This is a genomic window from Enterovibrio baiacu (assembly GCF_004120195.1).
Taxonomy (GTDB): domain Bacteria; phylum Pseudomonadota; class Gammaproteobacteria; order Enterobacterales; family Vibrionaceae; genus Enterovibrio; species Enterovibrio baiacui.
In genome coordinates this window covers 29,387-54,443 of record NZ_SCHN01000015.1, presented here as the reverse complement: position 1 = coordinate 54,443, position 25,057 = coordinate 29,387, and the positions used below count along the sequence as shown (strand labels likewise).

Here is a 25,057-nt window from a genome sequence, read left to right as displayed (position 1 = left end):
TTCAACATACATTGAGCTTTGTATTGTTCGGGTATTGATTATTTAGAAATAAACGGATTTTTCATAAATGGTATGATCAAATTCATAGGTCGGGGACCAACTGACCAAATCAGTTTGCGCATAAAATATTCTGGCTAAGCCAAATGCTTTAACATCACAATACAATCCGATACTGCCATTCCCTCCCTGTGCATTCGCATTCCATTTAAGCTTGGTGTAATACTGATAATTCTTTTTCCCATTGCAATTTCCACAATCACTATCAGGCTCATAGGTAATTCCTGCCTCAGCGATGACCTTCGTTCCTGCGCTAATGAGAGTGAGCGATCCTTTTACGCCTTTTTCAATGGTTTTAAATATAAGGTTAATACTGGCGTAACCTTTCGCGGTAGCATCACCGGAAATAAAGGGACGAACACTTGCATAAATAAAGTCAGGCTGTCGGTTACCTGCAACATAAATAGGTGTGTTAGGCTTATCATAACCCCCCACCTCCAAACCCGCTGCAAAATCTGCCCCAACCTTTAGCGCTGCGCCAATTTTGACACCAAGACGGAAAATGCCAGCAGGATCGATAGGCACTTCGGGGATTGGCACTTCAGCTTCAGCAACCGTATGGCTAAGTGTGCGTTTCACATCAGCACGCAACAGCGCACCGCAAGTAGGACTCAACGAAAACGGGACATCAGAGCCAACACTCAATGAAAGATGGAGCCCTCTAACACATTGTATTTCCTCAGGATTGAAGTTTAAATCGACAGCACCTAATACTGAACCAATCTGCGTGTTATGAGGACCGACTGTCACTGAGAATTTATTTTCGGTATTCCCAATGACTTTGCCACCACTAAAGGTGACATAACCATAGCCTTTGCGTGTCTCGATGAAGTTTTTAACAATATTGTGCGTTTTCGCTTTGTGCGTTTTGTTCAGTACGGTTCCGGGAGATAAACCTACAGCGTTTGCTGTAAAAGAGGATAATGATATTGCAAGTGTTGCAAATATTATTGATAGTTTCTTCTGATTCATTAGAATTTCCTAATTACATATTAAAGTTAACACTTAACTACGTAAACGTCGCCAATGACAGGCAAGGAAATACTAGATAAAAAAATAAAACCAACACAAATAACAATAAGAATTAATTTAAATTGATGACAACTATGAGATGTTAAGCCAACGAAAAGCAATTAATAAATTAGAATATATTAATAAAAATAAAAAACGGAGTAATTGAATAAAGATCGATTTCCACTATAAATATTTTACACAGCCATGACATAAATCACCCTGCACAATTAAACAAGGCTAAATAGATATTCCCCCTTCAATATATTGAGATACCCATTCAAAAATAGATGTAACTGTTGCAATAAGGAATTATTGGGCGTCTTACGGTGTATACCCAAACAATGTGCTCACTCTCACTGAGAGTGAGCATCACCTTCAACGTCGGCCAAACGTGCACACCTTCGAACCACCTAAAACGTATACGCAGCACCAATGCTGAATTGCCATCCCAGATCGCGCTGAACCAAAGCGCTCTCACTGTCATGGTGCTCAAATTCGAGCTTACTCAAGCCAATGACATCATCAGAAAAATCATAGATGCCAATCAGACCCGATTTGTACACCCAAGTGCTGTCAGCATTAAAGGCGGCAAGGCCAGACGCGCTGCTTTCTCCCACTGAAATACCATAGAGGTGATTCGACAACTTTTCATCGCGGTAAGCGACTTCCACGTAAGGCGACAGAGTGAACTGTTCAAACGGCGTCTCAAATACTCGCCCTAAGTGAAGCTGCACTTCATAGCCATCATGTTCGCCAGTCACATCGTGCAAATAGGTCAAACGCGCGCCAACAGTACCTAGCGTAATGCCTAGCTCTCCATTGCCATCACGGTCATTTATGCCGTTCGGGATATCATCGAAATCATCCGACACTTCTGCAAATCGCCACTGACCGGAAATACCAAGCCACGGCAGCAACGAATAATTCACTAAACTACCGTCAATAAAGCCGTATTCGCCGTTGTAGAACAGGTTTGGCTCCACACCGGCCTTGGTGCCGTCGCTGGAAAACACTGACTCGCCCACGGTGACGCCACCGCCAATAAACCCAAAATCCTGATACTTTTCTTGTGCTGATACGTTCATTGAAAGCGCCAACAGCGTCAACCCAGACAAGGGGCCCCAACCTACTCTCATCATGATCTGCTTCCTTTCGTTTTATTTGCGTTAGATAGAAACAGAACCGCTAACAAGCCAAAATCTTCCGCCGATTGAAAGATGTGCGAATTCAGAGAGAGCTTTGTGAGAAATTGCGCAAAGGCGCTTCTTGGGTGAAAAGAGTATGGTGGGTGAAAGAAGTCAGGTGGGAGGAAAGAATGTGGTGGGTAATGGTATTAACGAAGGCCATTGGGCATCATTGCCGCCCTCTAAGAACAAAAAACAAGCGCTAAACCTCGCCTAGCGCTTGCGACACATAACACGGAATAACATCACATCATCTGCACGATTTGTGTCTCAAATTGATGGGCAGGGAAAAAAGGATTCAATCGTCATTGAGCGGTAGAGAAAATACACCGCAAAGGGCGATGAATTAAAAAGTGACCACCGCACCAATAGCAAACGTGTTGTTTTCTTCCGTTCTACCCTCATTCACTTCGGTACGGTTGTATTCACCTACCAAGCTCAGATTTGCATTCACAGTATGAAACCATGCCACCGCATAGTTTTCGTACTCCAATGAAGTCGTTCCTTGGGTTTCAACTTCTGTCTTTCCGTATGAAAGTACAAAACGTTCTGCATCAAAAGAGTATGACCCTTGTAGTAAATACCCTTCCGATTCGGTTTGCTCATTCGAAATCAATGTATCTAAACCCGCAACATCCCCTAAACCTTCCGTGTTAAAGCCTGAAGCATTAAACGCAACACCCGCATAGCCTAAGCGAATACCACCGCCGACGCCGTTTGAATCGGTTTTGCCAGCACTGTCTTCAGAGCTTTGTGTCACACCATTGATATAGGCCTTAAAGTCCACAGCATCGAACGTATTGTTGTACGTTATTTCACTTTCAAAACGCGGATTATCTTCAGAACTGGTCGCACTCTTCTTGTTCGGGTCAATGACACCCACTGCGATCTGAACACCCGAGATGTCAGGGCTACGATAGGTAATCTGTGCTTTTGGGAACGGATATGTGTAACCCGACCCAATGTTTCCAAACGAGACGTTACCGCCATCAATCAACCCATAAAAATCACTCGTTTGACCATGACCCAATAACAGTTCATCCGTCAGAATGTTACTGCGCGAAAACAAACCAAAATCCTTGCCGAGCAAGACCTGCCCCCAGTCTGCATCGACCGTTGCATAGAACTGACGAATGTCGACACCCGAGCGTGTGCCCAAACCTTCTGCGCCACGTTGAGTGTCTGTGTCATTCAATGTCACCCAGAACGATGAACGCGCGCCGATTTTCAAGCCATCATCGGTTTCGGTGTTGTAATTAAACCCAATGTAATTAGGCAGAAAGCCAACCCTAACACGCGATTGATCTCGGCTTATCATCCCGCTGTTGGCATCGTTAAAATCTGTTAAACGGTCAACACTCGAGTTGGTATAAAAGACATTCACCAGTAAGTCCGTGCTGACCGAATGTGTGTCGTCTTCGTACAAAGTGACTGCCGCCGTCGCGTTTGCACTCATTGCCGCTAAGCTAAGCATCAATAATCGATTTGCATGAGTCTTCATCGTGCTAATACTCCCTGTATTTATTGTTAAGATTCACTGCTCATCACTGTCACAACCCATGTTTAAGGGTCAGTTGTGCAGCGATTTCTCATGCTAGCGTTCGAGGTTTTTGGGGAATATGGCAAATTAGAACGAAAAGAACTCGTTCTAACGACGGGGGACTAATGGGGGTAAATTGCAGCCTTAAATAGGGAGATGATTCATCGATAAATCGGCATGTTATGCAAAATTAAAGAGCCAACACACATTGACCCTTCAACGATAACGAGGTAAACCACTCGGTTCAGTGCGCGTGAGAAAGATTAATCATGCCAATACCAATGGCAACAAACACCATGCCTATCCAAACGGTTGCATCGACGTGCTGTCGATACACAATCGCAGACAACAGAGTGACAGACAAAACAGCCAGTCCCGCCCATAGCGCATGAGCAATACCCACTGGGATCCCTTTCATTGCATGACTCAGAAACAGAAATGCCGCCAAGTGTCCCATCACAACAATGAACAGTGGCAGAGGTTTATTGAAGCCATCCGTCGATTTGAGGGCAACGTGAGATAGGGTTTCCGCCCCTACCCCCATCAATAAAAAGAACCAGCTCATTTATGCTCTTCCGTTGTAGTAAGGGTTCATCAGACACTTAATGCGTTTCAGCACCATCAATCGCGTTACCCTTCCCCAACCAAATAGCACTTGTTGATGTAAACGGAAAATGGTGTCGTACAGTTTGCGCACTTGTCGACCACGGAGCACCACGCGATCATTCATCACGGCACCAACTGCATAGTCATGTCCCAGCGCCACGAGCATTCCGCCATCATTGAAGACAAACGGTTGGAGAGCTTTCCCTTTACGCTGACGTTTAAATTGCTTAGCCAAATGCGTTGCTGCCTGATTGGCTGCTTGGGCACGTGGCGGCACAAAACCACCGCCAGGTTGCGGGCACTCTGCGCTATCGCCTATCACGAAAATGTTCTCGTCTAAGGTCGACTGCAAAGTAGGTTGCACTTTCAATTGATGAATACGGTTGGTTTCCAACCCATCAAGCTGTGTCAGCCAATCAGCACATTTGATACCCGCAGCCCACACTTGAACATCAGATTCGACAACCTCACCTGTAGCCGTGATCAATGCACCTGCTTTTGCTTGCTGGATACGTGTATTCGTCAGTACTCGAATTCCTTGTTTTTCTAACATGGACTGCACTTTCTCAGACATACACTCAGGGCTCATTGGCAACACACGGTCAGCGGCTTCTATCAAGGTGATCTGAAGCTCGCTACCCGTATTGTATCGGCTCAGCTTTTGGCTCACTTTGGCGAGTTCAGCGACTAACTCAACCCCCGTCGCGCCTGCGCCAACAATGGAGATACGGTGCTCTCCTGGGGCGCGTAACAATGGATTAATGCGTTGCCACACGTTGTGCGCTTGCTCTGCGGAATCAAGGAACATGCAATGCGACGCCACACCAGGCGTTTTAAAGTCATTGCTTACCGCGCCAACAGCAATGACAAGACGGTCATAGTGTTCCGTCACCAAACGCCCCTCCGCCGTTTTGATTTCCAGCGTCTTTGCTGCACGGTCAACACCAGTCATTCGGCCTTGTAGATAGCGGTATTTATTACACAACGCATGCTTCAAGTAGCTGACTGCATCCAACTCTTCATCGAAAGTGCCCGCCGCGATTTCATGCAATCGCGGTTTCCAAAAGTGGTGAGAAGACGGCTCGACCAAAACCACTTCATCGTGCTTGTCACGCCCAAGACGCGTAACCAACTCTAGCCCAGCAGCACCGCCACCAATCACAATTGTTTTTTTCTTTTGTTTTGACATTGTCTTTCCAAACTTAGGTTTGATGGCGCGCTGAATACACCGCATCATCTGACATCGGCAGTTGAAGCACACGCAGATGTGTGTCCTCGAACGTAATGGCGGGCATTATAGTGATTACAGGAAAATTAATAATCCATGAATATTGAAACTGATTTTTACCAAGCGGTAATAATCAGTTTCAATGCTAGTGGGGGAACGGTATGGAAAAGCCATGCGTTTTTGTCTCGCACATTGCCTCGCTTGGCACGCCGTGAAATAATCCACGCACAGAAATTTTGAAGCACAGAAAGAGTGTTGAACACATGAACAACGAAACCGATATCATCGACAACCTGCAAGATCTTGAGACCTTTCTTATCGCTGTTGAAAATGGTGGCTTAGGGCTTAAGAACGTCGCTGGCGTAGCGCTCGCTACCAATAACTCAGACGGCCGCCCTTTTGTTGCGGTTTTAGATGATAACCATCAACTGCTTTTGGCTCGTTGGGTAACGCAAGACGTGTTCGATAACGGCAAAGACCTTGTTCGCAACGGCCCTAAAAAGCACTGATCGACGAACAATAAAAACAAAAAATAGCGCCAAGTTTCCTTGGCGCTTTAACACTAAGATCAGAATAACCTCACATCATCTGCACGAATCGTGTCGAATAAGGGATCTACTTTTAAACGGAGTTTCATGTGTTCGCTAAGATCGCGTGTCTAAGCCTTAGTCGTCAGCTTGAACTCAACGAACCGCCACATCTTATCGTCCCTCTCTGTTCTTCAACATCACGCATTAGTAGGATCTAGAATCCTTCTTTTAGGTGATAGCCATAAGACTTACAGATTGCCTTTCACCGTGCTTTTTAACTTCAACATGAAGGCTTTGAAATGCGGCATGAAGTCGGCAAAGAGTGGATGTTTACGGTTTTCCATCATAGTGGGTCCTATCAGGCGCAATGCGACCGCCATCTTGATTGCTATCGGCGCTTCTAGGCCGCTTCCCTTCTGGAGCTTTTCAACCACATTGAACAGGTCTTCTCTGTCAGCATGTTCAAATTCAAGCGTTTGGCCAACCGCCTTATCGCTGCCTAGCTCTTCAATGGTGATGCGGTAGCGTCTGTCTTTTCTCATTGTCGTCATGTTACTGCTCTCTTAGATTCTGAAATGCTCTTGGATTTTTGAACCGCTTGGTTGCATCGTGTCTGGGCTTAACTTTTTAGAAAACGTTCAATCTTGGGTTTCACGGTAGTAGAAATGATGAGCATCAAGGTCAGCGCGACTGGCAATGCCGCCAAAACGGCGTCTAGCCATGCCTGATAGAACACGCTCTGTTGTTCAAAGCCAACGTTGTTGATCGCGGTGGTGAATGCCATGCCGGATTCCATGATCAACGCCATGCTCACGCCCACCAGCAAGTTACGCTTTACGTCATGTGTATTGGGAAGCAACACATGGGACAGTTTTGTCAGTAACGCCATCAACAAAAAGCCAAGAGGCATCACTGTAGTTGCAGCCAGAAGAAATGAACTGCTCCAGTCTGCGAAAAAGGTTTCGGTATAGCCGAGGTTTATATAAGTCATCACACCCGTTAACGTGCCGCCCATCAACGTCATCATACAAAGCACAACGAGCACTTTTTGATACAGCGGGGTCTTTGCTTGATGTTGATCTGACGATGGCTGTGGGGGTGACATCACATCTTGTGTGTTCATGGCTTTCTCCTAACTTGCAGCGGCACTCAATTAAGTTGATAATATCAACCATACTAAATTTTAGTTGACTTTATCAACCTTTTATTTGAGGGCTATGCTCGTGTCAGATCAAAAATCGCTCGACAGTCTGTTTCAACTGGCGCACGCGCTAAAACGCAAGATGATTGAAAACATTGAGGAATTGGAATTGGGTATTGCGCCCATGAACGTTCGCGTGCTGAAAATCATTCGGGTGAAAAAAAACACCACAGCCATTGATATCGCCCACCTATTGAGCCGAGATAAAGCCCAAGTCACCCGTTTATTGAACGCACTGATCGCGCAAGGCTTGATCAAAAAAGAGCCCAATCCGGAAGACAAACGCAGCCAACGCTTAACATTGACGAAAAGTGGAGACGCGATCTTGGAACAGATTTCGGGTATCGACACCAAGGTTTTTGAGCAGTTGTCACACGGCGTTTCGGAGGAAGAGTGGGACATGTTTACGCGCATTGCAGATAAAATGACACGGAATCTCACCAGTAAGTAAAGGCGTGATTCAACGCGGACTTTCTCATTCAAGTTTGCCTGAAAGTAAGAAGTCAGAGCCAGATGTAACCTTGCGAGAACCCTCTCATAACCTCTAACGATTTGAATCACTTTCTTGTAGACTAAGCGCCGATTGTTTTACCGCTACTATGGATTTTCATTTTGCATTCTCTTTCTCAGCTACGTGCCGGCGAACTTGTGGGCGTGACGCGCCTTACACTGTCAGAAAACCTTACCGAGTTTCCCCTCGAGATCTTGTCTCTTGCCGACAGTTTGGAAATACTGGATCTGTCCAATAACCAGTTGTCCTCGCTTCCCGATGACATTGCACAGCTGCATAGACTGAAAATCTTCTTTGCATCAAACAACCGCTTTGACACCATGCCTGAAGTACTTGGCAACTGCCCTGAACTGGAAATGATTGGCTTTAAGGCCAACCAGATTGTGCATGTTCCTGAGAATGCATTACCCCCCAAACTGCGTTGGCTTATCCTGACAGATAACCGTATTGAAACCTTACCGGATTCACTCGGCCTTCGTCCTCGCATGCAAAAGCTGGCGCTGGCGGGCAACCGCTTAACATCGTTGCCGCAGACAATGCGCCACCTTGAGAATCTAGAGCTTCTGCGCATTTCCGCGAATCAACTGACCGAATGCCCAAATCAACTGTTAGATTTGCCAAAACTGGCGTGGTTTGCGTTTGCTGGAAACCCTTTCTGCCGCACAGACATCAGCATTGACTCAGTTCCCCATGTGGCATCTTCTCGCTTCTCGCTACAGAACGTATTAGGCCAAGGGGCATCAGGGGTAATCTCTAAAGCGGTGTGGAACGAAGCCCAGCAAGACTTCCAAAATGACATTGCGGTGAAAGTGTTCAAAGGTGAAGTCACCAGCGACGGCTACCCACAGGATGAACTCAACGCCTGCTTGAAAGTGGGGAATCACCCGAACCTGGTTCAATCACTGGCACAAGTTAACGAGCCAGGTTTCCTTGCGCTAATCATGAACCTGATCCCGTCGCATTATAAGAACCTCGGTTTGCCACCGAATTTTGACACCTGCACTCGCGACACCTTCCCTGCAGGCTTCACGCTGACGATTGAACACATCAATACCATCGTTAAACAAATGCGCGACGTGTTTGAGCACCTGCATGCCAACCAAGTGTGTCACGGTGATTTGTATGCCCATAACACCCTGTATGACGAAGACGCCAACATCATCTTTGGCGACTTTGGTGCGGCCAGCATGTACCACATGCTAAGCGATGAGCAACAAGCGAAAATCAAGCAGATCGAGCAACGCGCGTTAGACTTCTTTATTGATGATTTGCTAAGCGTATGTGCGGAAGAGGATCGCGATAGCGCCCGTTTTCACGCGCTTAAACAGGCAATTGGACAAGGATAAACACAGGTATTGCCCGTCTAAGCAATAGATTCCGTTTATTAGATGGGCGTTTTGCTGTATAACCTCACTCCGCATTTAACTAACCCGGAAAAAAACCATGTCTAAGTTTTTCTATAAAGGCAGAATTGAAAAGAAACCAAAATACGAAAGTTTTGGTTACAACACCAAGCGCAGCGCAAAACCGGGTTCAGAAGATCACCCTCTTTCGCTAAACGTTCAAACAGAAGAACGTAAAGCCGAACTTGAAGCGATCGCGCTTGAAAACAAGCTATTTGCCAACATTGTTGTTGATGCTGAAAAAGCAGAAGACATCACTGAGCTTGAAACCTACATGGCGAAACCGCAAACCACCACGTTTGAGAAAACGCCAAACCGTAACGACCCATGTTCGTGCGGAAGCGAGAAGAAATACAAGAAATGTTGCGGTAAGTAACGGCTGAAAAAGGCATCGAGAAGGTGCCTTTTTTGTATCTGCTTCAAAAAGACAGTATCTGTAGTCACGCGTTCAGTGACATCATGAACACTCAATCAACCACAAACAGCGTTGCGCCAACGTTGGTAGAAGAACGGTGCGCTTCAGCATTGTCCGCCACTTGGTAGCTCATACCTTTTGTGAGGGTATAGGTGCGACCATCATCCAACTCTGTGTCTAGTTCACCCTCTAAGCAAAACAGAATGTGCCCTTTGGAACACCAATGGTCTGCCAAGTACCCAGCGGAGTATTCCACCATGCGAACGCGCATGTTTCCGAAGTGCTGCGTGCGCCAGTAAGCCATGCCCGTTTCACCTTTGTGTTCAGTGGGCGTAATTGCTTTCCAATCCGTTGTACCAAAAGGCAGATCATTGATATCCATAGTGCGGTGTTGTCCTTGACGTATCAGTGTGAGTAGAAATCATCACCTCCCACACTAATCATAAGTCACAACATATTCAATTTCGCATAGAGTACAAAGCTTGAAAGTAACAAGGTAGAGACGGCAGGGATACCGTCTTTCCACGTATCGAAACGCACGTGGAAGCAAATTGCGCCCGCTGAAGTGACAAGTAAACTCGCCGCCCCAATAACCCCGATCATTTCCGAAGAAAAAATGCTCACCGCACCAAACAGCTCAACGCACCCTACTAAGAACATGATCTGACGGTTCAGTCCGTACTTTTCAAAAAACGCCAATTGCGTATCAAAAATCATCTTCTGCCAACCGAGTATTTTGATTGAGCTTGCGAAGATAAAGAACACACTGAGAAGAAGTGAAACAATGAATACGGCGGTCATCAGGGCTACCTCAAAAATAAACGTCGACAGAATGCATTTATGTTAACAAACCCTAATATAAGAAAGGTTTACTTCCTATATGCAAAGGTGATTCTTTCACGCAAAAGATGTTCGATAGATCGACCCTGTTCCACTTTCAACAGACGGTGGGCAAACTAAAAAAGATGAGGTACAGACATCTTTATGGCTGTACCTCATGCTTATATCGATGGGATAGTGCGTTTGGCGAAGTTAAGCCGCAGAGGAGAAATGCTTTCCAAGCAATGCGTGATAAAAGTCGTTGTCACACAGTACACCGATGACCTTCTCATTTTCACTCAGGAGTACAGGTTGACCCGTTTGATAGCGAATTTCGAGCGCATGACGCATCGAGATATCCGCTGAGACAATCACCACCGAATCCACTGCTAAAGCCTCGATGCTGTCGCCTTTGCTCCACTTCACCATCGGCAATGCTTGCTCTTGGCGCTGGGCACGAACCACCAGTCCTTGCTCATCTGTGATCAACACCGTCTGTTCATGACGCTTTAGCACCAAGGTGTCACCAACGCGGGTAAGGTCGCTGAGCGATGTCATGAGTGAGCGACCACGAAGTACGTTTAGTGGATTGGTGTGTGCGACGAAATCTTCCACATACTGATTTTCAGGACGAAGTACGATGTCTTCTGGCTTGCCATGTTGGATGATCTTGCCCGATTCCATGATGGCAATGTTAGTCCCGATTTTCAGCGCTTCATCTAAATCATGGCTGACGAAAACAATGGTTTTATTGAGCTTGCGTTGAAGCTCGATCAATTCATCTTGAAGCTGATTTCGAATCAACGGATCCAGCGCCGAAAACGGTTCATCCATCAGCAAAATATCGCTGTCCATGGTGAAAGCTCGCGCTAAACCCACTCGCTGCTGCATACCGCCCGACAACTCGTGCGGAAATTTGTCTTTCCACTCACTCAGTCCAACCAGTTCCAGCTTGTCTTCTGCGTGTTTGCGTCGTTCAGCTTTGCCCATGCCTTGCATTTCAAGACCAAAAGCAACGTTGTCGACCACGCTTAACCAAGGCATTAAGGCGAACTTCTGAAACACCATCGAAATACGGTGCGACCGCAAATCACGCAACGATTTCTCATCAATGCCTGCAAGGTTCACAACATCATCACCGAGGTTCACCTCAAGCGAACCGCGCGTCACGGGGTTAAGGCCATTCACGGCACGTAACAAGCTCGATTTCCCCGAACCGGACAAGCCCATCAATACGCAGATCTCACCCTTTTCAACGGTGAGCGAGGCATTGTGAACGCCGACAACATCGCCCGTGGCTTCTTGAATTTCCTGACGGGTTTTCCCGTCATCCAGCAAGGCGAGGCTTTTCTCCAAAGATTGCCCGAAAACCACATCGAGGTTTTTAATCGTAAGTGCATTCATGGTTAGCCCTCCTTGTTTTGAGATGCCGGCGCTTTACACAAACGGTCGAGGATAATCGCCACCAAGACAATCGCCAGACCCGCTTCAAAACCTTGTGAAATGTTCACCGTGTTAAGCGCGCGAATCACGGGCTTACCTAAACCATCGGCCCCCACAAGTGCGGCGATAACCACCATGGACAGTGACAACATGATGCACTGGGTGATCCCCGCCATGATGCTTGGCATGGCGGCAGGAAGTTCCACTTTATAAAGCAATTTTGATGGGGTTGCGCCGAACGCTTTCCCAGCTTCAATCAATTCTTCAGGTACGCTGCGAATGCCTAAGTACGTCAAACGAATCGGTGCGGCAATCGCAAAGATGATCGTGGAAATCAACCCCGGCACGACGCCAAGACCGAACAACACCAAGGTCGGGATCAAATACACAAACGTTGGAATAGTCTGCATCAAATCCAGCACGGGCCGCATAAAGGTGTAAAGCCAAGGACGGTGCGCGGCCAATATGCCCAGCGGCACGCCAACAGCAACAGACAGTGACGTGGCGGTCAGCACCAACACGAAGGTTTCTATCATTTCCTGCCAATAGCCGAGATTCAAAATCAACAGGAGTGCAACCACAACGAAAGCGACCAATGGCACGCTGCGGTGAAGTAACCACGCAATTGCAGCGGTCAGTGCAATCGGCACATAAGGCGGAAACCACTGCATGACGTCAACAAGGGAGAGAATCAACCACTCTAGCGACACAGAGAGTGCGTCGAAAAAGCCAGAAGCGTTGTAAGTTAGCCAATCCACACCGGTTTCCATGTAATCGCCGAGTGGAATTTTATTATCTGTAATCCAGTTCATGTGTACTCCAAAATCCATCATGGTGTGGGAGACGACGCAACCAAAGGCCAATGCGCCGCCTACCCTAGGTTCCCGTCACTCACTGCGGACGGGACACACAACGATGATTACTGGATATCTAAATGCGCTTTAACGGCAACTAGCGCGTCTTTGCCATCGGCAGTTTTAACACCGTCTAGCCATGCATTTAACACGTCTGGGTTCGCTTGTAGCCATTCTTGTGCAGCGACTTCAGGCTTATCCCCATCGTTCAAAATGCCGTTCATGATGTCGTTTTCCATCGCCAGCGAGAACTTTTGGTTGGTGAGCAGTTTGCCAACGTTCGGACATTCACTGAGGTAATTTTTACGCACATTGGTAAAGACATTGGCACCGCCATAGTTCGGGCCAAAGTAATCATCACCACCCGCCAGATATTCCAACTCGAAATTACTGTTCATTGGATGCGGTGCCCAACCAAGGAATACAATCCATTGATCACGACGCACAGCACGTTTCACTTGCGATAACATGCCCGCTTCACTCGACTCAACCAGATCGAACCCTTTCAAGCCAAAAGCATCAGAATCGATCATGTCTTGGATCAGACGGTTACCGTCGTTACCCGGCTCAATGCCATAAACACGGCCTTTGAATTTGTCTTCATGCTTGGCGATATCTTCAAAACTTTGCACGCCCCCTTCAAACGCATACTTAGGAACCGCAAGGGTGTATTTTGCGCCTTCAAGGTTCATGTTCACGGTTTCTACCGTGCCTGCATCGCGGTATTTCGCAATGTCGCCTTCCATGGTTGGCATCCAGTTGCCAAGGAAAACATCGATGTCACCGTTTGCCAGCGAGGTATAGGTAACAGGGACTGATAGCAACTGAATGTCGGTCTTGTATCCCATACCTTGCAGTACAAGCGTTGTCGCCGCTGTGGTAGCAGTAATGTCAGTCCAACCTACATCAGAAAAACGCACAACATCGCATTGGCTCGCCATTGCAGGTGCCGCAGCCATGGTGGCGGCGAGTGCAAGGCTCAGCCCTGTGAGTCGTTTGGTCTGTTTGTTATCCATCATTACGTTCCTTTTCCTTTTTTGAGTGTGAGGATGCAGCATCATTGCCGCATCCACTCCTTTTACTGACGTTTACAGGTGTTCTCTTATTCTTATGTTTCCTTCATCGAGGCTTACGTCGACTCAGTGAGTCATGCCGTCAATCAGGCTTGCTTCTCTTCTCGCTCATCAAGCGGAAAGAGACGCTGCTTGGTTTGCCAATTCGGGTCTTGCCACACCGACACATCGGCTGGAGATAAGGTGTCATCGTTCAAAATGATGTCTGATGCACGTTCTGCCACCATAATGGTTGGGCCATTCAAGTTGCCGTTCGTGATGGTCGGGAAGATCGAAGAATCCACCACGCGAAGGTTTTCAATACCACGCACGCGGAGTTTCTCGTCCAGCACGGCAAGCGGATCGTTATCTGCCCCCATCTTGCAGGTGCAGGATGGGTGATAAGCACTTTCCACGTTCGCTTTCACCCAGGTATCAATTTCGTCATCGGTGTTTACGTTCATTCCCGGCTGAATCTCGCCGTCACCAAACGCATCAAAGGCTTGCTGTGAAAGAATTTCGCGGGTGAGGCGAATGCAATCACGCCAATCTTGTTTGTCTTGTTCTGTGCTGATGTAGTTGAAAACGATCTCTGGCTTATCCGCAGGGTTCGCGCTGGTGATGCGGACATGCCCACGACTTTCGGGTTTGTTTGGCCCCACGTGCACTTGGAAACCATGCCCTTCAACGGCGGATTTACCGTCATAACGAATTGCTGCTGGCAAGAAGTGGTATTGAATGTTCGGCCATTTGATGCCTGCACGGCTGCGGATAAACGCGCAAGATTCAAAGTGATTGGTTGCGCCTAAACCGTCTTTGAACAAGATCCAACGCGTGCCGATCAAACCTTTGCTGATAAGTCCCAACTTGCCGTTTAACGTGATCGGCTGCTTGCAGTGATATTGGAAATACACTTCAAGGTGGTCTTGCAGGTTTTCCCCCACCCCCGGTAAATCGTGTTTTACCTCGACGCCCGCGTTTTCAAGCACCGCTTTTGGACCGATACCCGACAATTGCAGCAATTGTGGAGAACCGATCGAGCCTGCTGCACTGATGATTTCTTTGTTGGCATGCACCTCAACCGTCTGGCCACCTTTGCTGTAGCTCACACCGACGGCAGTTTTTCCCGCCAGAATAATTTTGTTGACCGTCACGCCTTTAATCAGTGTCAGGTTAGAACGCTTCAAAGCTGGGCGAAGATAGGCGTTCGACGTTGACGCGCGCACCCCGTTATCGACCGTCATGTGCATCGGGCCAAAACCTTCTTGCTGATAACCGTTGTAATCATCCGTGACAGGGTAACCGGCTTGTTCTCCTGCATCGATGAAAGCGCGGTAAAGCGGGTTCAATGCCATGTCATTGCCGTTACAGGTGCCGACCGGCCCTTCTCCGCCACGGTAGTCATTCGCGCCACCCGACCAATGCTCTGCACGCTTGAAATACGGCAGGCAAGATTGATAGTTCCACCCTTTCGCGCCTTCCGACTCCCATTGATCGAAGTCGTAAGCGTGGCCGCGCACATACACCATGCCATTGATGGACGAGCTGCCGCCCAACACTTTGCCGCGCGGACAATGGAGCTTACGCCCATCCAAGCCTTCTTCGGCCTGCGACTCAAACTGCCAGGCGTATCTCTCTGTGTTCATGGGGTACGACAGTGCCGTCGGCATTTGAATAAAAATGCTTCTGTCCGTGCCGCCCGCTTCTAACAAGAGAACTTTGTGGTAGCCAGACGCGGTCAGGCGGTCTGCCAACACGCAGCCCGCAGAGCCTGCGCCAACAACAATGTAATCAAATTCAGTATTACTCATGAATCGTTCAATTCCTTTACTGACTCGGGCTACGCGTAAGGGCTGTCCACATCCCCAAGCTCGACATACACACTCTTGGTTTGGGTGTAACTGCTCAGTGTTTGGACGCCATTTTCACGACCAATCCCTGACTGCTTATAACCGCCCACCGGCATTTCTGCAGGAGATGCACCCCAGTTATTGATCCAGCAGATACCGGCTTGAAGCTTGGCAATCACACGGTGGGCGCGAGAGAAATTCGTCGTGAACACGCCTGCAGCGAGGCCGTAGTGCGTGTCATTGGCGCGCGCAATCACGTCCTGCTCATCGCTGAATCGTAAAACAGACATCACAGGACCAAAGATTTCACTTTCAACGTGCGACATGTCATCGTCACATTCAGCAAAAATGGTGGGCGCAACAAAGTTACCGTTTGCCAATTCACCGTCCGTGATTTGGTAGCCCCCCGTTAACAGGCGGGCGTTGGTTTGTTTCCCTTGTTCGATGAAGCCGAGCACTTTTTTGAGGTGATCTTTTGAGATCAATGCGCCAATTTGTGTATCAGGATGGCTAGGATCACCAACGATCAGTTTTTCAGTGCGCGTTTTAAGCTGCTGAATGAAAGCATCATAAATATCGTCATGCACAAACACGCGTGTGCCATTGGTGCACACTTCACCTTGGGTATAGAAATTCGCGAGCATGGCGCCTGAAACGGCGTTATCGAGATCGGCATCGTTAAACACGATCAGAGGTGATTTGCCCCCCAGTTCCATGGTCACAGGTTTGAGCGTACCCGACGCATCCGCCATGACTTTTTTACCCGTACCACACTCTCCCGTGAACGAGACTTTCACGATGTCCGAGTGTCGTGACAACATTTGACCTACACGGTAATCACCTTGTACCACATTGAAAACGCCATCTGGCATGCCCGCTTCGGTGAAAATCTCCGCCAATTTCAACGCCGTTAAAGGCGTTTCTTCCGACGGTTTGAACACCATGGTGTTACCTGCAGCCAGTGCCGGCCCTGCTTTCCACATCGCAATTTGAATCGGATAGTTCCACGCGCCAATGCCGGCACACACACCCAACGGCTCTTTGCGCGTGTAGAAGAATTGGTTTTCCCCCAAGCTTTGCTGCTCACCTTGAATGGACACCGCGAGACCGGCGTAATACTCAATCACGTCAGCGCCTGTGACAATGTCGACGTACAAAGCTTCTTGAATGGGCTTGCCCGTGTCCAAGACTTCCAAGGCGGCCAGTTCATCATTGCGCTCACGCAGAATCGCAACAGCACGGTTCAAAATGGTGCGACGTTCAGGCGCACTCATTGCTGACCACACTTGAAAACCTTCCCATGCGGATTGAACGGCTTTGTCCACATCGGCTTGGCTGGCTTGTTGCACATCTGCCAACGGCTGATTAGTTGCTGGGTTGAGCGTTTTGAATGTTTCACCAGAGGTCGCGTCTACGTAACCGCCGTGGATATAGAGTTGTTGAGTATCCATTTAATTTTTACCTTGTTGGTCTGGATAAGAAGGTGACGCGTTAGACGCGTGTTGTAGCTGAAGTTCGAGATAATCTTCGATGGCAGCAACGGCAGATTTTGGGGCAATCCCTTCAGGATTTAGCGCGCCGCGAAGCCAGATACCGTCAATCATTGCTGCGATGCCTTGCGCGACAAACGCAGCGCGTTCGGCTGGCATCAGCATTTTGAGTTCGAGAGTCAGGTGTGAGAGAAGACGTTGAGCATTGACGCGTTGAAGACGAAATAACGCAGGCTCATGCATGGCATGGGCCCAGAACGCGAGCCATGTTTTGGTGACCTTACCGTTCACTTGGTTGCCATCGAAGTTCCCTTCAACAATCGCCAAAATCCGTGCTTTGGGATCGTTTCGGTCAACCAACCTTAAACGTTGTTGCACACCACTGGAGAGTTGGCGAAGCACGGAGCGCATAGTTTCTTCCATCAAACCATGCTTGCCGCCAAAATAGTGGTTAATGATCCCCGCCGACACACCGGCTTTTTTGCTGATGAGCGAGACACTTGCGCCTGCAAGACCCACGTCATCAATGACAGCCATGGTGGCTTCCACTAACTGGGGACGGCGTATTGCCGGCATTCCTACTTTTGGCATTCAAACCCTCCTTGGTTTTCGTCCTCAAGCGATCGACATTCCACGTTGAAATCGACGAACCATCGACAGTAAATGTAGTGGAATTATTTTTGATTGATCGTTCAATTAAAAATAGACTTACAAATAAGACACAATTTGTCAAAATCAAGTTAGGGTCATAACGGTTTGCAAATATGGATAAACGGATTTAACTGGATAATTTTCAGTTATTTATAATTAGGAAAGAGATTGTAAGGAAATTTACAACTGCATATCATTTAGCCCACTAAGCATTCTCTTTTGACTGGGCATCGCTTTGAGTGGATGTAGCTTTGAATGGATGTAGCTTTGAATGGACATAGATTGAAAATTCGCCAGAAGCGAAAAAGGCAAACACAGAGAAGGTGTTTGCCTTTGGTTTTTAAAGCGGTTCCTGTTCGATGAATCAACGCGTCATTTTCGACAGTATTCTTACCGTCACGAGCGGGTAAACAAGCAGAGAGAACAAAATCATGACAAACGCCAGCGACAAGAACAGCGATTGATACTCAAAATCTGCAGGTAACAACAGAATGAGTGCAACCGAGACAGCGCCGCGTGCCCCAGAGAAATTCAATAGCCAAAACTCGTTCATCGAAAGGCGCATGCCCTCCACGCGCATCACTGGCTTCAACACAGAAAGCGCGACAAAACGACCTGCGAATAATAGCCCGACCGCTAACAGCGTATAGCTGATGGGTAAGTTTGTCTCTGCAGTAAGCGCAAAGAAGCTGGTGCCGAGCAAAAAGAACAGCAAGGCATTTGCCGCATAGTCGAGGTATTCCCACACTCTTTCTTCCGCGAGGCGGTTGGCTCTGTCTTTGTCTGGTTTATAGCCATAAGCGAGCGCAGCGGCGAACACCGCCAGAATGCCAGAGAAGTGCATGGTTTCAGCCACCACAAAACTGCCGTAAGCAAGAGCAAGGGTGATATTGGTGGTGAGTATATAGTGCGATGTGTGCATTAATCGAAGAATAAAACGGGCTAATCGGCCTAGTAGCGCCCCGCTGATCAGCGCTCCCGCAATGTGTGTTACAAAGCTCACGCTGGTATCAACCACACTGAAACTGGTCATGCTGAAAATCAGCAATGCGAGTATGCCAGCCACGGTAACAACAAAACCGTCATTGAGGATCGATTCACCTTCTATCAGCAATTTTTGGTTTTCAGTGATGCTTTCGTTGCCTTTGAACAAAGCACTGACGGCAAGCGGGTCGGTCGCTGAAATGATCACGCCAAACAGCAATGCGGGCAGTAAGGCAACATCCAACAACCAGTGAATGGTCAATCCGATGGTCAACATGCTCACCACGATGCCGAGCGTACCTGCGATTACAGCAGGCACGATGATGGGCCTGAAATGAAACAGGCACATTTTCTTGGTCGATGCGAAGATCAACAGCGGCACAAAGACATACAAGACAACATCTGGATCCATCACCAATTCTGGCAAACCCGATTCTGGATTGGTCGACACCCAGCCATAGGCGATGCCCGCCAGGAGAATCCAAATGATGTCGGAAAATACCATCCATTTTTCCGACACGTAAAAAATAACATTAAGCGCCATCCACCCTAAAACCGCGTATGTCACCAGCGTAGGCACAGATTCAGTCATCATCACCCCATGTGATTGTTATTAGGAGATTCTAGAACTCGCTATCCTTCTCTCTAAGCGTGTTTGAAGTTAAGAACAAACCAGTATGAAGATAACCTCCAGTCTGCAGGCAAACACCTCAAACGCAATACTCCCCGTCTGACAAGCAAGGAGTTTGGTTCTATAGGTATAAGAATTGGTTCACAGGGATGTGTGCAGGGAGGATCAGGTTGCTACGTGATGCGTAAACCTCGGCTTCTTCTTACTCTAAGTGCCGACTTACACTATAATCTCCCGCCACGCAGAATAGATGACGCACCATGAGCATTTCAAAGCAACCCTCAACGTTGAGCTTGCCGCAAACCAATCCAGGTGTCGCCACTGTATTGGAATACCTCATCATCAAGTTCCCCTTCATTGATGCGCAGGTTTGGCGTCAACGTGTCCGTGACGGAAAAGTACACGACTACGACGGCACACTGGTTACCGAACAATCCTTATTCAAGCCTCAGCAACGCATCTACTATTACCGCGAAGTGGTTTGCCAGTCAGCATCATTTCCACCTCGTCTATACGCATCAGCATTTCTATCCGAAGAAGCTCAGAGAGTTTATTGATACCATGATGGAGTAGCGTAAACATAAACATCACTGGTTTACTGACTGAGTGTACTAATAGCGAGATCAAAAAAGGCACTGATTACTCAGTGCCAATGATGGAGGACAAAAGAAATTATATTTAAGATTTTGATCCCTGCGGTTAATGCTTAACTTGGTGTTGCACCAAAAACACTTGCAAAGCGCAATACAAGATCACTTGCTCCAATATTTCCGATGCTGCTTGGGTTAGCAACACGAAGACGAAGGTTACCAGAATGCGCCTTGTCGAAGGTCATCAGCACTTCCACTGTTTGTCCACCACGCACATCAACAGTCCTATTTGCCAGTACTTCGCCAGTTTCAAGATCGATAATTTCTGCTGTGCCGGTATGAGTTGGGCTACCTGAGCTATGAGCCCAGAAAGTAAGGGTTACATTATATGTTTCTCCGCTCACAGCAGAAAAATCTTGCCATGCTACACCACCAGGTTGAGTGCCCCCACGGTTATAGCCCAACCCACCAATTGTTGACTGAAAGACAGTTCCTTGTGTCTGCCACCTTGAGAAAATTGGCTGTCCCGCTTGTGGAAGACGCTCGCTCCTAACAATATCTTCATCAACAATAGTGATTTTTGCTGAAGACAAATCACTATTATCTTCTTGCAATGATGCATCGAGGAAAAAGGCTTTATCTGCTTCATCAAACTCATTGTCAATCGTAGGAATATTAACAGTTATCGAACTGTTACCAGCAGGGATTGTTAACGTCGTTGCCGAATCACTTAAAGTAACATTTTGGCTGGAACCATCCTCGAAACTCACCACTACCGAGCCGTCAAAATCTGCACCCAATAACGCCGTTTCATTTCGCAATGTCAATGTCAAATCTGCTTCTGCTACAGACTTTTTATCGAATGAGATAGTTACAGCTGCAGTATTGCCCTCTTCTATTGAAACATCACTCACTTCTGTTACTGATAGGTTCAGATCCGATTTAAATAATGTTTCTGGATAGCAATTGTAAGTTTCAGAAGTGTTTGTCGCCATTGCGCTCAGACGAGCAGGAACAAGGCCGACAGTAACTCTCTCACCTGTCTCAGGGTTAAATCGATACAGGTGAGTACTATTAACATTACCTGTTACATTCTGATTTTTCGCTGCGATGAGAACTTGACCATTCTGGTCTAATGTAGCCGAAGTAATAAAGTCTGTAAAATGGAATGCTTTTAATGAAACAGCACCCGTTTCTTTATTTACAATAAAGGTTCTACCATTCGTAATAAATAAGAGCTCGCCTTTGTGAAATAAAAAATCCCCCCAGGAACTGAACCCCCCCTGCCTTATTCCCGAACTAAATTCAGCGATATCAGTAGATTCACCCGTCACAGGGTCAATCGTGAATATCTTCTGGTTATCTGAAGCATAAATCAGATTATCATTTGGGTCGAAAGCCATCCTGAATGTAGCAGGAACATCTGCAACGATGATATTTCCCCCTGTTTTAGGATCATAATATGCGAGCTGGTTTTTCTGAGTGAAGGCATGAAAATCTAAATTATTAAATTCATCTTCCGACACAAGGTTTTCTAAGCCTTGAACATGATATTTGCTTGGGCGTGGAGAACTCACATAATAGATGCGATCGTTATTACGATCATATGTCATTGCAGAAGCACTAAAAGCTGTTCTTGATACTGCAAGTGCTCTATCACCACTATAATTCCCAGTAAATACATCCGATTCCTGAATATCAACCAAAATACCAACGTGACCACGACCAGCATTCAATGAATATACATTACCAAAACAAGAAGCAAGGCTTTGTTGTGCAACTAAGCTTGAAAGCATAATCGTTGCTATTGCCGTTTTCTTTAACATATTTTATTCCTGTAAATTATTAGCAATTAAAAAAAGCACCAATCACTTGGTGCCAAAGAGGGAGGTTAATAAAAAATCATTACTTATGTGAAATCAAAGATGTCCGCACTTACCTGATCGATTGAGAAATCGTGAAGGACAATTGAAGAGTTTGAATTACCGAAATGGAACGCCGTGGTATTGGCATCATGCGCCCAATACGTCACATCATTCATGCCCGTTGAATACGAGCCGTGGATTTCAATAACATCGACACCTTTTTCAAAATCAAAGATATTGTCGCTACCGCCATTCGCTGAAGTATCAAAGTAAAAAACATCACTCCCTTCGCCACCCCAGAGATAGTCGTTACCTTGTCCGCCAACAATGAGGTCATCGCCCTCTTCGCCGCGAATGACGTCATAATCGCCACCACCGTGAAGTTCATCGTTACCCGTGCCGCCAAAGAGACGGTCTTGCCCCCACTCGCCACGAATAAGATCATTCCCGCCGTCGCCTTTCAGGGTGTCATCACCCCAACGACCGATAATGCGATCATCACCATCACCACCAAACGCTCTATCGTTGCCTTCACCAGCGTTAATCACGTCGCTTCCCGCACCGCCATGGATCTCGTCCTGTCCTTCATCACCGTAAAGTTTGTCGTTACCCTCATTACCTAAGAGTAAATCATCCCCTTCATCGCCATGAACAACATCATTTCCATAGCCGCCCTCGATGGTGTCATTATCAGCACCACCATTCAGAACATCATTACCCGAACCACCGTCGATAACGTCATCACCAGCTTGACCATAGATCGTGTCGTTTCCATCTGCAGGGACGACTGGCGTGGTATCAACATAGATTTCATAACTGATACCACCCGCATTACCTGAAGACATGACATCGAGTGTGGTAAAAGGCATGTCTATATCGATTGTGGTGTAGTCGCGAGTGTCAACATCGCGCGATTGGAGGTGACCAGCTTCATTGATGAAATCATCGTTATCGCCACTCAAGTTACTGATGCTGATCGTACCGTTGGCAATACCATCCGCCAGGCTGATTTCAACACCATCCAGTTTGAACCAAATCTGTTCTGAGTAGGTCATGTAACCCACTTTAATGCGTAAGCCATTTGCTTCTTCTGACAATACGTGCGTATGGCTATCTGTCCACGTACCTGGGTTAGTCCCCATGTAGTACCCTTCAAAGACACCTTGAACCGTTTGATAGTGGTTACCATTGATTCCATTTAGACCACCATTGTCGACAGACGTCATGGTGATAGTGTCACCCGTCGTTGTGGTGAACTCACTGGATGAACCAGGTGTAGATTTTTGATAGACAGGCTCAGACGGCGCTGGTACTTGAGCTTCGCCCTCGTCGCCACCAAATAAGCGGTCATTTCCTTCTCCGCCCCAAATCACGTCATCGCCAGTATTACCCTCAATGAAGTCATCGCCCTTGTCACCCCAAAGCTCATCAGTGCCCGCCCCGCCTGATACGATATCATCGTTGTCACCGGCATAAACTGTGTCATTGCCTGCATCACCAGAGATGATATCCACGCCTTCGCGCCCTAGCAGGGTATCGGAGCCCTCACCACCGATGAGAGTATCGTTATCAATACCACCATCGATATAGTCGTCGCCGGTACCGCCATCGATATAGTCAGTGCCTTCTGCACCGTATAGAGAATCGTTGCCGTCCGAATGAGGGACGGTTTTAGGTTCTGTGTTAAGGTAGATTTCGTAGCTGATACCACCAGAATGACCAGAAGAAAGCACTTCAAGTGTGGTAAATGACATGTCTATTTCAATCGTGGTGTAATCCGTTCCATCAATTTCACCGGATTGCAGGTGCCCTGCATCGTTGATGAAATCATCATTATCACCACTCACATTGCTAAGTCTGATTGTGCCGTTTTCAATACCGTCAGCAAGGCTGATTTCTACACCATCCAATTTGAACCAAATCTGCTCAGTTCGCGCCATGTAGCCAACCGTTACACGTAAACCATGCACCTCATCTGACAAAATATGAGTATGACTGTCACTCCATGTACCTGAAGATTGCCCTAAGTAATACCCTTCAAACACACCTTGAACAGTTTGGTAATGAATACCATTAATCCCATTCAGACCACCATTGTCAGCAGAGGTCATGGTGATTATGTCACCGTCGCTTGTGGTAAAAGTACTGGAGGATCCAGGCGTAGATTTTTGATAGATGGGTTCAGCATCTGACGAGTCCGGCGTTTGTCCGTCACCAGACTCGCCGTTTTCGCTGCCGCCAAATAGACGGTCATTACCTTCACCACCCCAAACGACATCGTTATCGTCATTGCCTTCGATAACATCATTACCGTTTTCACCAAACAACACATCATTGCCCGTTCCGCCAGACACGACATCATCATCATCTCCCGCACGGACAATATCTCGGCCTTCACCGCCAGAAATGGTGTCATTGCCTTCATTACCAAAAAGCCTATCGTCACCTTCGCCGCCGCTGACGAGGTCATTGCCCAGGCCACCTTCTACACGATCATCCCCAGTACCACCGTAAACTTTATCATCCTGTAGACCACCACGAACCCAATCATCACCCGCATCGCCATGAACTTCGTCCGTGTGATCTCCACCAATAACAGTGTCGTTGCCGTCACCGCCGTAAATAAAGTCAACGTCGCCGTCACCTTGGATAAAATCATCGCCGCCATTGCCATAAATAAAATCAACGCCTTCTGTGCCGCGAAGCGTGTCGTCGTTTTCGGTACCTTGAATGATCGTTGTCATGTTCCCTTCCAATGAATACGTGGTTTACAACCTATATATTGTTGGGTTCGAGCCCTGATCGAAAGGTGGTGAGTGTCTCACATATGAAACCGATGCATTGGGTTTGCCTTCCACTCGACTTAAGCATGACTAAAGACTGAGTCTCAATATAGTCATGCATTCCTAAACTAACGCCTTTTTTACAAAGAGTTACTAGTCTTTCGCAGATTCCCCTTTTTCATTTGTTACATTAAAAATACATCTTAAATTTAAAAATGTACCAATTAGAGCATTAACGCTAAAACCCCACAATTTGTATGAACTTTATTGAATGACGGTTAGAGTAAAACACCCCACTAAATTGTCCATTTATTGATACATATTGATAATTTTAAATCAGTGCGATTCACACAAGC

At 47.1% G+C, this 25,057-nt stretch carries 24 protein-coding genes; 6 read left to right on the top strand and 18 right to left on the bottom strand.

Annotated elements, in window-relative coordinates; genetic code table 11:
• Nucleotides 1-42: 42 nt before the first annotated feature.
• Complete coding sequence (locus EQP46_RS16825; protein WP_129494743.1) at nt 43-1,029, bottom strand: hypothetical protein; 987 nt, start codon at nt 1,027-1,029, stop codon at nt 43-45.
• Between the two features lie 452 nt (nt 1,030-1,481).
• The gene (locus tag EQP46_RS16820) at nt 1,482-2,210 is read right to left on the bottom strand and encodes a MipA/OmpV family protein (protein WP_129494742.1); all 729 of its coding nucleotides are present in this window, start codon (nt 2,208-2,210) and stop codon (nt 1,482-1,484) included.
• A 127-nt stretch (nt 2,211-2,337) separates the two neighbouring features.
• On the opposite strand from EQP46_RS16820, the gene EQP46_RS24555 reads away from it, so the two are divergent.
• On the top strand, nt 2,338-2,472 hold the full coding sequence (locus EQP46_RS24555; protein ID WP_276320905.1) for a hypothetical protein: 135 nt from the start codon (nt 2,338-2,340) through the stop codon (nt 2,470-2,472).
• A gap of 129 nt (nt 2,473-2,601) precedes the next feature.
• On the opposite strand, the gene EQP46_RS16815 is transcribed toward EQP46_RS24555, so the two are convergent.
• From EQP46_RS16815 to EQP46_RS16805, 3 genes are all read right to left on the bottom strand, one after another.
• A complete protein-coding gene (locus EQP46_RS16815) occupies nt 2,602-3,756 on the bottom strand; it encodes a porin family protein (protein WP_129494741.1) in 1,155 nt (384 codons plus the stop codon).
• A 283-nt stretch (nt 3,757-4,039) separates the two neighbouring features.
• Nucleotides 4,040-4,360 carry a DMT family transporter gene (locus tag EQP46_RS16810; RefSeq protein ID WP_129494740.1) on the bottom strand — a complete coding sequence of 107 codons (321 nt, stop codon included), beginning with the start codon at nt 4,358-4,360 and terminating at the stop codon, nt 4,040-4,042.
• Nucleotides 4,361-5,590: an NAD(P)/FAD-dependent oxidoreductase gene (locus tag EQP46_RS16805; RefSeq protein WP_129494739.1), complete on the bottom strand. Its 1,230-nt coding sequence runs from the start codon at nt 5,588-5,590 to the stop codon at nt 4,361-4,363. It lies immediately after the preceding gene.
• Between the two features lie 302 nt (nt 5,591-5,892).
• Between EQP46_RS16805 and EQP46_RS16800 the strand changes: the two genes are divergently transcribed.
• On the top strand, nt 5,893-6,138 hold the full coding sequence (locus tag EQP46_RS16800; RefSeq protein ID WP_129494738.1) for a hypothetical protein: 246 nt from the start codon (nt 5,893-5,895) through the stop codon (nt 6,136-6,138).
• A 269-nt stretch (nt 6,139-6,407) separates the two neighbouring features.
• Here the strand turns inward: EQP46_RS16800 and EQP46_RS16795 are convergent, their stop codons facing one another.
• On the bottom strand, nt 6,408-6,701 hold the full coding sequence (locus tag EQP46_RS16795) for a DUF3861 domain-containing protein (protein WP_129494831.1): 294 nt from the start codon (nt 6,699-6,701) through the stop codon (nt 6,408-6,410).
• Between the two features lie 77 nt (nt 6,702-6,778).
• Nucleotides 6,779-7,282, bottom strand: coding sequence for a DUF2798 domain-containing protein (locus EQP46_RS16790; RefSeq protein ID WP_129494737.1), 504 nt, complete (start codon nt 7,280-7,282; stop codon nt 6,779-6,781).
• Between the two features lie 100 nt (nt 7,283-7,382).
• On the opposite strand from EQP46_RS16790, the gene EQP46_RS16785 reads away from it, so the two are divergent.
• The 3 genes from EQP46_RS16785 to EQP46_RS16775 all read left to right on the top strand — a co-directional run bounded on the left by EQP46_RS16785 (nt 7,383) and on the right by EQP46_RS16775 (nt 9,650).
• Entirely contained in the window at nt 7,383-7,811 is a 429-nt protein-coding gene (locus tag EQP46_RS16785) for a MarR family winged helix-turn-helix transcriptional regulator (protein WP_129494736.1), read from the top strand.
• Nucleotides 7,812-7,972: 161 nt separating this feature from the next.
• Nucleotides 7,973-9,217, top strand: coding sequence for a leucine-rich repeat-containing protein kinase family protein (locus EQP46_RS16780; RefSeq protein WP_129494735.1), 1,245 nt, complete (start codon nt 7,973-7,975; stop codon nt 9,215-9,217).
• A 97-nt stretch (nt 9,218-9,314) separates the two neighbouring features.
• Nucleotides 9,315-9,650 carry a PBPRA1643 family SWIM/SEC-C metal-binding motif protein gene (locus tag EQP46_RS16775; protein WP_129494734.1) on the top strand — a complete coding sequence of 112 codons (336 nt, stop codon included), beginning with the start codon at nt 9,315-9,317 and terminating at the stop codon, nt 9,648-9,650.
• Nucleotides 9,651-9,741: 91 nt separating this feature from the next.
• Here the strand turns inward: EQP46_RS16775 and EQP46_RS16770 are convergent, their stop codons facing one another.
• The 9 genes from EQP46_RS16770 to EQP46_RS16730 form a co-directional block, all read right to left on the bottom strand.
• The gene (locus EQP46_RS16770) at nt 9,742-10,071 is read right to left on the bottom strand and encodes a DHCW motif cupin fold protein (RefSeq protein WP_102392033.1); all 330 of its coding nucleotides are present in this window, start codon (nt 10,069-10,071) and stop codon (nt 9,742-9,744) included.
• 65 nt (nt 10,072-10,136) lie between these two features.
• Nucleotides 10,137-10,490 carry a DoxX family protein gene (locus tag EQP46_RS16765; protein ID WP_192545523.1) on the bottom strand — a complete coding sequence of 118 codons (354 nt, stop codon included), beginning with the start codon at nt 10,488-10,490 and terminating at the stop codon, nt 10,137-10,139.
• Between the two features lie 231 nt (nt 10,491-10,721).
• Entirely contained in the window at nt 10,722-11,912 is a 1,191-nt protein-coding gene (gene choV / locus EQP46_RS16760; RefSeq protein ID WP_129494732.1) for a choline ABC transporter ATP-binding protein, read from the bottom strand.
• A gap of 2 nt (nt 11,913-11,914) precedes the next feature.
• Nucleotides 11,915-12,763 carry a choline ABC transporter permease subunit gene (gene choW / locus EQP46_RS16755; protein WP_129494731.1) on the bottom strand — a complete coding sequence of 283 codons (849 nt, stop codon included), beginning with the start codon at nt 12,761-12,763 and terminating at the stop codon, nt 11,915-11,917.
• A gap of 107 nt (nt 12,764-12,870) precedes the next feature.
• Nucleotides 12,871-13,764 carry a choline ABC transporter substrate-binding protein gene (locus tag EQP46_RS16750; RefSeq protein WP_420841382.1) on the bottom strand — a complete coding sequence of 298 codons (894 nt, stop codon included), beginning with the start codon at nt 13,762-13,764 and terminating at the stop codon, nt 12,871-12,873.
• A gap of 200 nt (nt 13,765-13,964) precedes the next feature.
• Entirely contained in the window at nt 13,965-15,668 is a 1,704-nt protein-coding gene (gene betA, locus EQP46_RS16745) for a choline dehydrogenase (protein WP_129494730.1), read from the bottom strand.
• 29 nt (nt 15,669-15,697) lie between these two features.
• Nucleotides 15,698-17,158 carry a betaine-aldehyde dehydrogenase gene (betB, locus tag EQP46_RS16740; protein ID WP_129494729.1) on the bottom strand — a complete coding sequence of 487 codons (1,461 nt, stop codon included), beginning with the start codon at nt 17,156-17,158 and terminating at the stop codon, nt 15,698-15,700.
• Complete coding sequence (betI, locus tag EQP46_RS16735) at nt 17,159-17,788, bottom strand: transcriptional regulator BetI (protein ID WP_129494728.1); 630 nt, start codon at nt 17,786-17,788, stop codon at nt 17,159-17,161.
• 424 nt (nt 17,789-18,212) lie between these two features.
• A complete protein-coding gene (locus EQP46_RS16730; RefSeq protein ID WP_129494727.1) occupies nt 18,213-19,424 on the bottom strand; it encodes a cation:proton antiporter in 1,212 nt (403 codons plus the stop codon).
• A 299-nt stretch (nt 19,425-19,723) separates the two neighbouring features.
• On the opposite strand from EQP46_RS16730, the gene EQP46_RS16725 reads away from it, so the two are divergent.
• Nucleotides 19,724-20,020: a hypothetical protein gene (locus EQP46_RS16725; RefSeq protein ID WP_240671756.1), complete on the top strand. Its 297-nt coding sequence runs from the start codon at nt 19,724-19,726 to the stop codon at nt 20,018-20,020.
• Between the two features lie 149 nt (nt 20,021-20,169).
• Here the strand turns inward: EQP46_RS16725 and EQP46_RS16715 are convergent, their stop codons facing one another.
• Nucleotides 20,170-21,879, bottom strand: a complete 1,710-nt coding sequence (locus EQP46_RS16715) for a hypothetical protein (protein WP_129494726.1) — start codon at nt 21,877-21,879, stop codon at nt 20,170-20,172.
• 83 nt (nt 21,880-21,962) lie between these two features.
• Entirely contained in the window at nt 21,963-24,662 is a 2,700-nt protein-coding gene (locus EQP46_RS16710) for a calcium-binding protein (protein WP_129494725.1), read from the bottom strand.
• Between the last annotated feature and the right edge of the window lie 395 nt (nt 24,663-25,057).

Bases quoted from the DNA above. Each gene is read 5' to 3' on its own strand.
- EQP46_RS16765 (WP_192545523.1), bottom strand. From the start codon at position 10,490: ATGACCGCCGTATTCATTGTTTCACTTCTTCTCAGTGTGTTCTTTATC.
- EQP46_RS16770 (WP_102392033.1), bottom strand. From the start codon at position 10,071: ATGGATATCAATGATCTGCCTTTTGGTACAACGGATTGGAAAGCAATT.
- EQP46_RS16795 (WP_129494831.1), bottom strand. From the start codon at position 6,701: ATGAGAAAAGACAGACGCTACCGCATCACCATTGAAGAGCTAGGCAGC.
- betA (WP_129494730.1), bottom strand. From the start codon at position 15,668: ATGAGTAATACTGAATTTGATTACATTGTTGTTGGCGCAGGCTCTGCG.
- EQP46_RS16825 (WP_129494743.1), bottom strand. From the start codon at position 1,029: ATGAATCAGAAGAAACTATCAATAATATTTGCAACACTTGCAATATCA.
- choW (WP_129494731.1), bottom strand. From the start codon at position 12,763: ATGAACTGGATTACAGATAATAAAATTCCACTCGGCGATTACATGGAA.
- EQP46_RS16820 (WP_129494742.1), bottom strand. From the start codon at position 2,210: ATGATGAGAGTAGGTTGGGGCCCCTTGTCTGGGTTGACGCTGTTGGCG.
- EQP46_RS16805 (WP_129494739.1), bottom strand. From the start codon at position 5,590: ATGTCAAAACAAAAGAAAAAAACAATTGTGATTGGTGGCGGTGCTGCT.
- EQP46_RS16815 (WP_129494741.1), bottom strand. From the start codon at position 3,756: ATGAAGACTCATGCAAATCGATTATTGATGCTTAGCTTAGCGGCAATG.
- EQP46_RS16750 (WP_420841382.1), bottom strand. From the start codon at position 13,764: ATGGCTGCGGCACCTGCAATGGCGAGCCAATGCGATGTTGTGCGTTTT.
- EQP46_RS16710 (WP_129494725.1), bottom strand. From the start codon at position 24,662: ATGACAACGATCATTCAAGGTACCGAAAACGACGACACGCTTCGCGGC.
- EQP46_RS16810 (WP_129494740.1), bottom strand. From the start codon at position 4,360: ATGAGCTGGTTCTTTTTATTGATGGGGGTAGGGGCGGAAACCCTATCT.
- EQP46_RS16730 (WP_129494727.1), bottom strand. From the start codon at position 19,424: ATGACTGAATCTGTGCCTACGCTGGTGACATACGCGGTTTTAGGGTGG.
- EQP46_RS16715 (WP_129494726.1), bottom strand. From the start codon at position 21,879: ATGTTAAAGAAAACGGCAATAGCAACGATTATGCTTTCAAGCTTAGTT.
- betB (WP_129494729.1), bottom strand. From the start codon at position 17,158: ATGGATACTCAACAACTCTATATCCACGGCGGTTACGTAGACGCGACC.
- EQP46_RS16725 (WP_240671756.1), top strand. From the start codon at position 19,724: ATGAGCATTTCAAAGCAACCCTCAACGTTGAGCTTGCCGCAAACCAAT.
- EQP46_RS16790 (WP_129494737.1), bottom strand. From the start codon at position 7,282: ATGAACACACAAGATGTGATGTCACCCCCACAGCCATCGTCAGATCAA.
- betI (WP_129494728.1), bottom strand. From the start codon at position 17,788: ATGCCAAAAGTAGGAATGCCGGCAATACGCCGTCCCCAGTTAGTGGAA.
- EQP46_RS16800 (WP_129494738.1), top strand. From the start codon at position 5,893: ATGAACAACGAAACCGATATCATCGACAACCTGCAAGATCTTGAGACC.
- EQP46_RS16775 (WP_129494734.1), top strand. From the start codon at position 9,315: ATGTCTAAGTTTTTCTATAAAGGCAGAATTGAAAAGAAACCAAAATAC.
- choV (WP_129494732.1), bottom strand. From the start codon at position 11,912: ATGAATGCACTTACGATTAAAAACCTCGATGTGGTTTTCGGGCAATCT.